The 12975-nt window shown below is 62.9% G+C and carries 4 protein-coding genes; all 4 read left to right on the forward strand.

Annotated features, from left to right (window positions below; genetic code table 11):
• Positions 1-32 precede the first annotated feature (32 nt).
• The 4 genes from P2081_RS03135 to P2081_RS03150 are packed head-to-tail and all read left to right on the forward strand — an operon-like array spanning position 33 to position 12971.
• Positions 33-6560 (forward strand): type I polyketide synthase, encoded by a 6528-nt coding sequence (locus P2081_RS03135; RefSeq protein ID WP_278921408.1) that lies wholly within the window; start codon positions 33-35, stop codon positions 6558-6560.
• The gene (locus P2081_RS03140; protein ID WP_278921409.1) at positions 6557-7570 is read left to right on the forward strand and encodes a glycosyltransferase family 2 protein; all 1014 of its coding nucleotides are present in this window, start codon (positions 6557-6559) and stop codon (positions 7568-7570) included. Before P2081_RS03135 ends, P2081_RS03140 begins: the two co-directional genes overlap by 4 nt.
• Positions 7567-12288: a MupA/Atu3671 family FMN-dependent luciferase-like monooxygenase gene (locus P2081_RS03145; protein WP_278921410.1), complete on the forward strand. Its 4722-nt coding sequence runs from the start codon at positions 7567-7569 to the stop codon at positions 12286-12288. The genes P2081_RS03140 and P2081_RS03145 overlap by 4 nt, the downstream gene beginning before the upstream one ends.
• The gene (locus P2081_RS03150) at positions 12285-12971 is read left to right on the forward strand and encodes a 4'-phosphopantetheinyl transferase family protein (protein WP_438826523.1); all 687 of its coding nucleotides are present in this window, start codon (positions 12285-12287) and stop codon (positions 12969-12971) included. Before P2081_RS03145 ends, P2081_RS03150 begins: the two co-directional genes overlap by 4 nt.
• Positions 12972-12975 lie beyond the last annotated feature (4 nt).

Raw genomic sequence — 12975 nt, forward strand, 5'->3', positions numbered from 1 at the left:
ACAGCCGCATAGAACGAGGGGCCGTGTTTTTCATGGCAAAGACCGCAGATCAGAGCTCAGACGCACCGCAATATAGCGGCGATATCGCCATTGTTGGCATGGCGGTCAATGTGCCCGGTGCCGAAGGGCTGGAGACCTATTGGCACAATCTGCGCTCTGGTATCGAATCCATCGTTCCGCTCAGCCCCGAGACCCTGCAGGCCGCAGGCGTGTCCGAGACCACCCTGGCCGACCCAAACTATGTGCCGCATGCCGCCCTGCTCGACGGGTTTGCCGATTTTGACGCCGAGTTCTTTGGCTTCAGCCCCAAAGAGGCTGCCATTCTCGACCCACAGCACCGCAAGTTCCTTGAGGTTGCCTGGGGCGCTATGGAAAATGCGGCCCACCCCCCCGAAAGCCTGGACGAGCCCATCGGCGTCTATGCCGGCTGCGGCATGGGCAGCTATTTCTACTTCAATATCTGTTCCAACCCCGGCCTGGTGGACGAGGTCGGCATGTTCCTGTTGCGCCACACCGGGAACGACAAGGATTTCCTGACCACGCGTGTCAGCCATGTGTTTGATCTGAAAGGGCCCTCAGTCAATATTCAAACCGCCTGCTCGACCTCTCTGGTGGCGGTGCATTACGCCTGTAAGGCGCTGCGCGATGGCGAATGCGGCATGGCCCTGGCCGGCGGTGTCACCATCGATATGCCGCAGGGGCAAGGCTATCTGTATAAAGAAAACGAGATCCTGTCGCCCGACGGTCACTGCCATGCCTTTGATCACCGCGCCCAAGGTACGGTCTTTGGATCGGGCGCAGGGGCGGTTGCCCTGCGCCGCATCGAGGACGCCCTGGCCGATGGCGACCATATCTGGGCCGTCATCAAGGCCAGCGCCATCAACAATGACGGCGCAGACAAGGCGGGCTATCTGGCGCCCTCGGTCACGGGGCAGGCAGGCGCAGTCCGGCAGGCGCTGGCGGCGGGAGATATACCAGCTGCCAGCATCGACTACATCGAATGCCACGGAACCGGCACCTATCTGGGAGACCCGATCGAGGTCTCCGCCCTTGGCGAAGCCTTTCGCGATGTCCCGGCGGGCAACCCGCCCTGCCGGATCGGCTCGGTCAAGACCAATATCGGCCATCTTGATACCGCTGCCGGCATTGCCGGGCTGGTCAAGACAGCGCTGGGATTAAAGCACCGTGAAATTCCGCCCTCGTTGGGCTATGAGGCACCAAACCCGGCAATTGACTTTAACAATACCCCATTCCGGGTCAATGACAGCCTGACGCCCTGGATCTCGCAGCAGGGACCACGCCGCGCCGGGATCAATGCACTGGGGGTGGGCGGCACCAATGCCCATGCCATTCTAGAAGAAGCGCCAGTCCGCGAGACCTCGCAAGAAAGCGATTTTCCCTTTCATGTCCTGTGCCTTTCGGGTCAGTCCAAAGCAGCGCTTGACGCCAATACAGAGGCCCTTGCCAACTATCTGGAGGCCAACCCGGATGTCGATCTGGCCGATGTCGCCTACACCCTGAAACAGGGGCGGCGCGGCTTTGGCAAACGCCGGGTCCTGGTGGCTGAAACCGCGCAAGAGGCCGCCGCTATGCTGCGGGGCGGCGATCCGCGCCAGGTTTTCAGCCACGACCGCCTGGGCGATGCCCCCGAGGTGGTATTTTCCTTCCCCGGTGGCGGGGCGCAATATGCCGGTATGGCGCGCGACCTCTATGAGACAGAGCCGGTCTTTGCCGATTGGATGGATCGTGGGCTGGATCATCTGCAACCGCAGATCGACTATGACATGCGCGCGCTCTGGCTGCCGCCCCCCGGCGATGAGGCTGCCGCGAACGCCCAGCTGCAACGCCCTTCGGTACAATTGCCACTGATCATGATCCTGGAATATGCGCTGGCGCAACTCTGGATCAGCTGGGGCATTCGCCCGGCGGCGCTGGTTGGACATTCCATGGGGGAAAACACCGCCGCCTGTCTGGCTGGGGTTTTGTCCTTTGAAGACTGCATTGATCTGGTGCTGCTGCGTGGGCGCCTGTTTGACACGGTTCCAGCCGGTGGCATGCTGTCGATTGCCCTGCCCCTGGCCGACGTACAGGCGATGATCAGTGAGGAGCTCGACATTGCCAGCGTCAATGCCCCCGCTTTGACCGCTGTTTCTGGGCCACAGGCCGCGCTGGACCGGCTGGCAGAACAGCTCTTGGCGCAAGAGGTCGATTTCCAGCGCATCCAGATCGATATCGCCGCCCATTCGCGCATGCTTGACAGTATCTTGCAGGACTACGGTGATTTTCTGCGCAGGCTGTCGCTCTCGGCGCCGCAACTGCCAGTGATTTCAAACCGAACCGGCCAGAGACTGACCGCAGAACAGGCACAGGATCCCGACTACTGGGTTGGCCAGCTGCGCAATACCGTGCAGTTTGCCGATTGTATTGCCACGCTTGCCGCCACGCCGGGTCGCGTATTTCTAGAGGTCGGCCCCGGCAAGGCCCTGAGCGCCCTGACCCAGATGTCGCCCGCCGTGCAGCCCAATCAAGTGCTAAGCGCGCTGCGCCACCAGGATCAGGTCGTGCTGGATGATGCCTATTTCTTTGGCGTCATTGGCCGCCTGTGGGCCTGCGGCATCGAGGCCGACTGGGATCAGATCTGGGGCGAAGCAAAGCGCCATCGACTGCCCCTGCCCGGCTATGTGTTCCAACGCAGTCGCTATTTCATCGAACCCGGTAGCAACAAAGCCCCGCAAGAGATGCCACTGCCAGCCCGCACGGCGGATATCGCGGATTGGGGCTATCGCCCCTGCTGGCGCCTGCGGCTTGCTGATTGCGCCCTGGATATTGATACCGATCTGGGCGAGGCACCGCAAAACTGGCTGATCTTTGCAGATGACTGTGGGCTGGCCAGTGCGGCGGCCGCACGTCTGCGCCAGGCCGGGCACCGGGTTGATCTCGTGCGCCCCGGCGATACCTACGCCAAACTGGCGGAAGGCGAGTATATCCTGGCCCCTGAACAGGGCCGCTTTGGCTACAATGCCCTGCTGGCCGATCTTGCCGAGACCGAAACCCTGCCGACCCGCATTGCGCATTTCTGGCTGGTCACCGACAGCGAAAGCTTCCGCCCCGGTTCTTCCTTCTTTAATCGCAATCTGGAAATGGGGTTTCACGGTGTCACCGCCCTCGCGCAGGAACTGGGAGCGCTGGATCTGGCAGAGCCGGTACATCTGACGCTCTTTACCACTGGTGCGGCGCAGATCACGGATGAGCCGCTGCCCTATCCGGAAAAGGCCATGATCTCTGGCCCGGCCAGCGCCATTCTGCGCGAACTCCCAAACTTCACCTGCGCCACCGTAGACATTGAACTGCCCGAAACCCCGGGGCTGATTGCCACCCTACGCGGGGCCATGCCTGACGATCTGACCCCGCGCCTGCTGGAAGAGCTGCTGGCAGAGCCCGCCAATACCACCGCCGCCTGGCGCGGCGACAAGCGGTTTGAAAAATCCTGGCGTCCGCTCTCCCTGCCCCAAGGGACGCAACCGACGCAGGCAGAGGCCGGGACCGCCCTGCCACACCCCGGCTTCAAACAGGGCGGCTGCTACCTGATTACCGGCGGATACGGCGGTATTGGGCTGCGGACGGCGGCGCATCTGATGCAGCATCTTGACGCCAAGGTTGTGCTGCTGTCCCGCTCTGGCTTGCCACCGCGCGACCAATGGACCCGCTACCTGGCCACCCACAGCCCCGCCAACCGCCAGGCGCAGCGCATCCGCGCGGTACAAGAGCTGGAGGCCATCGGCCACGGCGCGGTTCTGCCCCTTGCCGCCGACAGCTGCAACAGCATCGAAATGCGCCGCGCTGTCACCCAGGCAGAGCACCAGTTTGGCCCTGTGAACGGTGTCATCCACGGCGCCGGCGTGATTGATGACGGGCCGATCCTGGCAAAGACGGAGGCGCAGATGGCCCGTGTCCTGGCCCCCAAGGTCACCGGCCTGCGGGTGCTGGAAGAACTGTTCCCCGATGGGACGCTGGATTTGCTGGTTCTGTTTTCTTCTTCCTCTACCGTGACCCGGCCCGCCGGGCAGGTCGACTATATTGCCGCCAATGACTATCTGAACGCCTATGCCGGCCATCGCCAGGGCGGCAAGACCCGCGTCATCGCGGTGGATTGGGGCGTCTGGGCCGATACCGGCATGGCCTATGAAGCGATGACCGCGCGCCAAGGCGACACTGGCCCAAGCCCACGTCAGGACTGCGCCCAGCCCTTGTTGGACGAAGCTGGCTTTGACAGTTTTGGCAATCCGGTGTTTGCCGTGACACTTGACGCTCAGAACAGCTGGCTGCTGGCGGAACACCGCACCCAGGCAGGCACCGCGCTGGTGCCCGGCACCGGCTATATTGAATGGATCGCAGAAAGCCTGGCGGCGCTGGATCTGACCGCACCGTTTGAAATCCGAGATCTGTATTTCTTGCGCCCGCTGGTGGTGGCCTCGGCCACGCCACAGTCGGTAATGCTGCGCCTGCAGGCAGAGGAAACCGGCTATGCCTTTGCCACCCATAGTGCCCTGCCCGGCGGTGGGTTTGCCCTCAACTGCGAAGCAGAGATCCGCCTTGCACCGGACGGCAAACCGCCAGCCCCCCTGGACCTGGAGGCCATTCAGCAGCGCTGCGGTGCAGTTCAAACAGCACAAACAGGTGCGGCGCTCTCTTCTCCGCAGGATGATCATCTTGCCTTTGGACCGCGCTGGCAGGTGCTGCAACAGATGGCGCTTGGCCCGCAGGAAGGTCTTGCCCGCCTGAATCTGCCCGAAACCGCAAGGGGCGACAACTGCCTGCTGCACCCCGGCCTGATGGATCTGGCCACCGGCTGGGCGCTGTCGCTGGTCCCAGGCTATGACGGGGCCGACCTCTGGGTGCCGATGGCCTATCGCAACCTGCGCATTTTTGCGCCCCTGCCGGAAGAAATCCACAGCCACATACGACTGAGCACCGAGGAACCGGTCAATGTCGACAGCGCCAGCTTTGATGTGACCCTCACCAATGCCGATGGGGCAGTTCTGGTTGAAATCACCGGTTTCCACATGACACGTCTTGCTGGCGGGTTTGAGGCCAGCCCGGCCCCGGCCAGCGCCGATCACAGCGCAGAGGCCCTGGGCCTTGCTGCGGGGGGCAACGCTGTGCAGCCGCTCTCGGCAGAAGAACGCCGCCTGCAACTGACCATCGCCAATGGCATCCGTGCCAGTGAAGGCCCCGAAGCACTGCTGCGCGCCGTGGCCAGTGGCCGCCCCCAGGTCGTGATATCAGCGCTGGACCTGCCCGCCTTGATCCGCCAAAGCGACACCCCCGCGCAAGAACAGGCCAGCGACGGCAGCCAGAGCTTTGAACGCCCCGATATCGACACCGAATATCTAGCGCCCTCCTCCCCCATGGAAGAGCAGCTCGCCGGTATGTTCCAGAGCCTGCTTGGTCTGGGTCAGGTTGGCACGGCCGACAGCTTCTTTGATCTTGGCGGCCATTCGTTGATTGCAGTCCGCCTGTTTGCCCAGATCAAGCGGCAGTTCAACATAGATCTGCCGCTGTCGACCCTGTTCGAGGCCCCAACCGTCGCCACGCTGGCGGATCTGCTGATACAGCGCGGCGTGGGCACAAGCGACAGCACAGCCAAGGAAAGCGCCGCTGCCGCGCCAGCCAGCTATAGCCATCTGGTACAGCTACACCCGGGATCGGGTGCCGATCTTGCGCCGTTGTTCCTGGTGGCAGGCATGTTTGGCAATGTCTTGAACCTGCGCCATCTGGCCCAGGAACTGGGCAGCAACGGCCGCCAGGGACGCCCGGTTTACGGGCTACAGGCACGCGGGTTGATCGGTAGCGCGACGCCGCATGCCACCATCCCCGAAGCCGCAGCCGATTACCTGTCTGAAATCAAGCAGATCCAGCCCGACGGCCCCTACTACCTGGGCGGCTTTTCCGGCGGCGGGATCACCGCCTATGAAATGGCCCAGCAGCTGCAGGCCAACGGCGAGAAAACCGCCGCCCTGGTGTTGCTGGACACGCCGCTGCCGGTACGCCCAGCGCTGAAATCTGTTGACAAAGCACTGATCAAACTGCGCGAATTGCGCAAGAAAGGCACGGGCTATTTGCTTGAATGGGGCCGAAACCGGATCCTGTGGGAAATCAGCAAACGCCACCAGCCGCCAGCGGAAACCGGACAGGCGCCGGGTTTCAACAATCGCAAGATCGAGCTGGCCTTTCGTCAGGCCGTGGAAAACTACAGGCTGCGCGCCTGGGATGGGCCGCTGACGTTACTGCGCCCGCCCTTGGATCGCCATTGGCCGGTCTCGGGCGGCAATTGGGTCAGCCGTGAACGCGAGTATGTCTTTGCCGACAATGACTGGACCCGGTGGGCGCCAAATCTTGCGGTACTTGAGGTCCCCGGCGATCATGACAGCATGGTTCTGGTGCCCAATGTCAGCAGCTTGGCCGCCGCCATAAAACCTCTGCTGACCCCATCTGCGCCCGCCTCGCCTGCCGCAAGGCAAGCAGCGTCCTTTGATGACCAACAGAGTAAACGCGCATGAGCACCGGCAGCATCCTCACCATCATTCTGAACTACCGCACACCCGAAATGACCCTGCAGGCGGCCGAGGCAGCTCTGGCGGAAATGCAGCACCTGCCGGGAGAGGTACTGGTCATCGACAATGGCTCTGGCGATGGATCCTGGGAGGCACTGCAAGAGGGCTTTCAGCAACGCGGCTGGCACAAGGATGGTAAAGTCAGGTTGCTTCAATCGCTGGTAAACGGCGGCTTTGGGGCTGGCATGAACATCGGTTTTGCCTCCGGGCTGTCGGATGGGACCGCGCCCGACTACTACTATCTGCTCAACTCTGATGCCTTTGTGCAGGGCGAAACCATTGCCACCCTGCGCGATTTTCTGGGCCAGCATCCGGGCGCCGGGCTGGCGGGGTCATTTGTGCAGGGCACCGATGGCACCCCACATCGCACCGCCTTTCGCTTTCCCTCCATCGCCGGAGAGTTTGAGATGGCCGCGCGCACCGGGATCTTTACCCGCCTGCTTGCGCCCTGGGTCGTCGCCATGGACATACCAGCGACCGAGACCCAGGTTGATTGGACCGCCGGCGCCAGCCTGATGATCCGCCGCCCCGTGCTGGAAGACATCGGTGGCTTTGACGAGACCTTCTTTTTGTACTTTGAGGAAACCGATCTGTGCCGCCGTGCCGCGCGGGCCGGCTGGCGCACCCACTATGTGCCGGACAGCCGGGTAACGCATCTGGGCTCTGCATCGACGGGCATGAAAACCTGGAGCCGCACCCCAGCCTATTGGTTCTTTTCGCGCAGTCACTATTTCACCAAATCACATGGGCGCGCCTATGCCGCCCTGGCCACGCTGGCGCGGATCACCGGCTGTGGCCTATACGGGCTGCGCCGCCTGATCCAGGGCAAGCCCCAGGCGGACCCAGACCATTTTTTACGCGACCTGATCGCCCACGCGCTTGTACCATCGCGCCGCAGCCCTCAACGACAGGGGGAAACGCGCCTGCGCACTTCGATGTCAAAGGATTTAAAATGACCCCGTTTTCCTGTGTTGTAGTTGGCAATGAATCCCTGCTGATCGGCTGTGCCGAAGCGCTGCTGGATCAGGGGCATCAGATCGCTGCGGTGGTTTCCACCGACCAAGACATCCGTGCCTGGGCGCAGGAAAAATCGCTGATGGTGCTGGGCCGCCCTGCCGAGATCGCGGACGGGGTTACGGGCGGGTTTGACTGGCTGCTGTCAATCGCCAACCTGCAGGTGATCCCAGATCCCGTGCTGGCACTGGCGCGCCACGGGGCGGTGAATTTCCATGATGGACCACTGCCGCAAATGGCCGGGCTGAACACCCCCAACTGGGCCTTGATCACCGGCGAGCCCCAGCATGGGATCACCTGGCACATGATGGAAGACGGCATTGATGAGGGCGATATTCTGGCCCAGCGCCTGTTCGCGATCGACGCCGATGATACCGCCTTCAGTCTAAACTCCAAATGCTATGCCGCCGCAATGGACAGCTTTGGCGAGGTTCTGGAGCAACTGGCGCAAAATGCCCTGCAGCGGCAGCCGCAGGATCTGTCGCAACGGCGCTATTTTTCCCGCGACCATCGCCCGTCGGCAGGTGGCCTGCTGGCCTTTTCCCAGCCCTCTATCGCCCTGTGTCGCCTGGTGCGCGGCCTTGATTTTGGCGCCTATTGGAATCCGCTGTGCTGCGCCAAGCTGCGCCTTGACGATCAGATCTTGCGGGTTGGAAAAATCTCTGCGCTGGACCTCTCGCCCCCGGAAACCCCACCTGCGGGAACCGTGCTTGCCGTCACCGGGGGCGCAATCACGGTAGCCACCTCTGACGGCGCTGTGCTGCTCTCAGATATCACCAGCCTGGAGGGCGCACCTGTCGATCTGCCCGCCCTGTTCACCACTGGCGCACAGCTGCCAAGCTTGACGGATAAAGAGGCACAGGAGTTGGAGGCGGCATTGGCGCGCGCCCATAAGGCGGATCTGCCCTGGCGCGCCGCCCTGCAAGACCTGCAACCTGTCACCCTGCCGCTGGCCCGGGCCTCCGGGCAGCCCACAGGAAAAACCAGCCTCAGCCGCCAGGCCGTGGCCCTGCCGCAGGGCATGAGCCAAGATCAAATCCTTGCCGCGATCCTGACCTGGGCCTTGCTGGGCACTGGTGAGGATCAGGCTGATATCGCCCTCGCTGCCCCAGCCGCACCGGCGGCGGCGCTGATTGGACAGGCTCTCTCTGCCTGGGTGCCGCTACAGGTCCGGCGTGACCTTTCGGCCAATGCCCTGATTGAACATATCAAACCCAGGCTGGAACGCGCGCAGAACTCCGGCGGCTTCGCCCGTGATTTGGTGGCCCGCGCCCCCGAACTCACGCCACTTGTGCAGCCTGCCATCGGGGTGACACTGGACCGGGATACAGCCCTGCCAGGCTGCGCCGCCAGTGTGTCCCTGTATCAGGGCGGGCTGGCGCTGCATGTGGATGATGCCCAGGTGGATGCCAAAACCGCAGAGCTGCTCGTCGCGCGGTTGCAACACCTGCTTGAGGTCACCCACATGCACCCCGATCGTGCCCTGTCGGACCTGACCGCCCTACCCGAGGCCGAGCGCAGGCTGCTGTTGGAAGACTGGAACCAGAGCAATGCAGATCCCGCGGACGGGACAGTACCAGCCCCCACCATCCAGGCCGCCTTTGAGGCCCAGGTGGCGCGCAGCCCTGACGCAACAGCGCTGGTCTTTGAAGACCAAAGCCTGAGCTATAGCGCCCTGAACGCCCGCGCCAATGCGCTGGCGGCACGGCTGCAACAGATGGGCGTGCAGCCCGGCAGCCATGTAGGCATCTATATAAAGCGCTCCGTCGATCTGCTGGTGGCCAGCCTTGCAGTGCTGAAGGCTGGGGCGGCCTATGTGCCGCTGGACCCTGCCTATCCGCGCGACCGCATCGCCCATTTCCTGAACGATAGCCAAGCCAGTGTGGTTCTGACCCAACAGGCCCTGCGCGCGGATCTGCCCGATAGCCAGGCAGAAGTCCTGGCGCTGGATACCCAGCCGCTGGGTGAAGATGCAGAAAACATCACCAGCACTGCCAGCGGCGACGATCTGGCCTATCTGATCTATACCTCTGGGTCGACCGGCCTGCCCAAGGGCGTCATGGTGCGCCATGACAATGTGGCCAATTTCTTTGCCGCCATGGATGCGCGTATCCCCTTCAAGGCCGGTGACACTTGGCTGGCGGTAACCTCGCTGTCGTTTGACATTTCGGTGCTTGAACTGTTCTGGACCCTGTCGCGCGGCTTCAAGCTGGTGCTGTCCAGCGATGAAAGCCGACTTGAGCTGTCCCGAGGGCGCGTGGCGATTTCCCATCGACGGATGGATTTCAACCTCTTCTACTGGGGCAACGACGATGGGCCGGGACCGCGCAAATACCACCTGCTGCTGGAAGGTGCCAAATTTGCCGATACGCATGGCTTCAACGCGGTCTGGACACCAGAACGACATTTCCACGCCTTTGGCGGCCCCTATCCCAATCCGGCGGTGACCGGTGCGGCAGTGGCGGCTGTCACGCAGAATATCAGCGTGCGGGCTGGATCCTGCGTGGCACCGCTGCACCACCCGGCCCGTATCGCCGAGGAATGGTCGGTTATCGATAATCTTACCAATGGGCGTGCCGGGCTTGGCATTGCATCGGGGTGGCAGCCGGATGATTTTATCCTGCGCCCCGAAAATACCCCCCCCGCCAACAAACCTGCGATGTATGACTGCATCGATACTCTCCGCAAACTCTGGCGCGGCGAAGACGTGAGTTTTCCGCGTCAGGATGGCACGTTGCACAGTGTCATCACCCAGCCCCGACCGGTGTCAAAAGAGCTGCCGCTTTGGGTCACCACTGCGGGCAATCCCGATACCTGGCGCGAGGCCGGCGAAATCGGTGCCAATGTGCTGACGCATCTCTTGGGGCAAAGCATTGAAGAGGTGGGCGACAAGATCCGCATCTATCACGATGCGCTGCGCGCCGGTGGCCGCAATCCGGCCGATTTCAAGGTCACGCTGATGCTGCACAGCTATCTGGCCGAAACCCGCGAAGAATCCCGCCGCATTGCCCGCGAACCGATGAAGGATTATCTGCGCGCGGCGGCCGGATTGATCAAGCAGTACGCCTGGGCCTTTCCGGCCTTCAAACGCCCCAAAGGGGTCAACAACGCCTTTGAAATGCAGCTGGATATGCTGGGCGAAGACGAGCTGGAGGCAATCCTCGACTTTGCCTTTGAGCGCTATTTTGAAGACTCTGGCCTCTTTGGCACCGTGGACGACGCCCTGGCGCGCAGCGAACAATTGAAAGCCATCGGCGTCGACGAAATTGCCTGCCTCATCGACTATGGCATTGCACCAGAGGTGGTGTTGGAGGGGCTGAAACCCCTGGCCGAAGTGCTGGAACGCACCAACCGCGCGCAAGAGCTGGCGGCGGATGACTTCTCTCTCAGCGCCCAGATGCTGCGCCACCGTGTCACCCACATGCAATGCACCCCCTCGATGGCGCGGATGCTGGTGCAGGATGATGAGGCCCGGCAAGTGCTGTCGGGGCTGCAACATCTGTTGCTGGGGGGCGAAGCCCTGCCCGGTGATCTGATCAGCGCCCTGCGCGAGGCCACCCCGGCGCAGATGCACAATATGTACGGCCCAACCGAGACCACGATCTGGTCCACCAGCACCACGCTCACCACCCAGCCCAAGGGGATCGCCAGCATTGGGCAGCCGGTGGCCAATACCACCGTCTATGTGCTGGACGCGGCCCAGCGCCCGGTACCTCTGGGTGCCACCGGAGAGCTCTATATCGGTGGCGCGGGTGTCACCGCAGGCTATTGGCAGCGCCCCGACCTGACGGCAGAGCGCTTTGTCCAGCTGCCCTTCACCACAGAAACCCTGTATCGGACGGGCGATCTGGTGCGCTGGGGGGGGGATGGTCAGCTCGCCTTTCTCGGGCGTAGCGATCATCAGGTCAAACTGCGCGGTCAGCGGATCGAGCTTGGGGAAATCGAGGCGGCGCTGGCGGATCAGCCCGGTGTCACCGGCGCTGTCGTGGTGCCCCGCGAGCAGGGCGGAGATTTGCAACTGGTGGCCTATGTGACGCATGGCGACGGTGCAGAACAAGCCGAACTGGATATCGCCGCGATCAAGCTGGATCTGGCGCGCCAGTTGGCTTCCGTCATGGTTCCGGCCCATATTGTGCCGCTCAAGGCCTTTCCACTGACCCCCAACAAGAAAATAGACCGCAAGGAGCTTGCCGCGCGGCAGCCCGTCTCCAGCCTTGCCCGCCATGTGCCCCAGGCTGGCACAGCGGCAGGATCGGCCCAGCAGGCCGCCACAGGCGGGGCGCAAGACAGCGGCGCAGCCCAGGTGGGCGACGCATCGGCAGGCGGTGTGCAGGGCGAAGTGGTCAAGGTCTGGTCCCGAATTCTGGGGATCAACGACATCTCGGCGCAGGATAACTTCTTTGCCTTGGGCGGGCATTCTCTCTTGGCGGTGCAGGCACACCGCGACCTGCGCACCGCGCTGGACCTGCCCGGCCTGTCGATCACCGACATCTTCCGCTTCCCCACCCTGGCTGGTCTTTCCAGCCATATAGAAGGCCTTGCAGGCGGCGGCGCAAAGCCCGATGATCCGGGCCAGGACGACACAACGCAGGCCGCCAAATCAGACACCATGTCGAAACGGCGCGCCATGCGGGCAAACCGCAAAGCACGAGCCGGATGACGACAGTGATTGCACCCCAAGACCAAGAGCGGTTTACCCTCGTGCGGCCGCTCTTTGGCGATGACATCGCCTTGGGCCTATCGGACCCGTTGGCCAATCCGCCCTCCCCCTTTAGCGCCGAGGCCGCCTGCCTGTCACCCAATGCCGTGGCCAAACGTCGAAATGAATTTGCTGCCGGACGGGCTGCGGCGCATCAGGCGATGGCGCAACTGGGGCTGCAGGTTCAGCCCATCCGCGTTGGCGAAAACCGCGCCCCGATCTGGCCCGCCGGGCTGGTGGGATCGATCACCCATACCCGCAGTTGCGCCATGGCCGTGGTGGCGCACGCAGGTGCGATCCGCGGGCTTGGCATTGACGTTGAAGAGGACAAGCCGCTGGCCGATGATCTGTGGCCCGCCATCTGTTCCCCCCAGGAACAGAGCTGGCTGCGCCGCCAAGCCAACCCCGGCCAGATGGCCAAGGTGATTTTTTCCGCGAAGGAAGCAGCCTATAAATGCCAGTTTTCCGTCAGTGCCCGTTACTATGGGTTTGACGGGATGGAACTGGATATCGACCTGGAGCGCCAGCGCTTCTCGGCCCGTTTTTGCGCGGATCAGCCGCCGTTTCACTGTGGCGATTGCATCACCGGGGGCTTTGCCATTGGTGCCGGGCTGATTGTCACCACAGCAGAATTGCGAGGGTGAGCGA

This window comes from Pseudophaeobacter profundi, assembly GCF_029697505.1.
In the GTDB taxonomy this organism is placed as follows: domain Bacteria; phylum Pseudomonadota; class Alphaproteobacteria; order Rhodobacterales; family Rhodobacteraceae; genus Pseudophaeobacter; species Pseudophaeobacter profundi.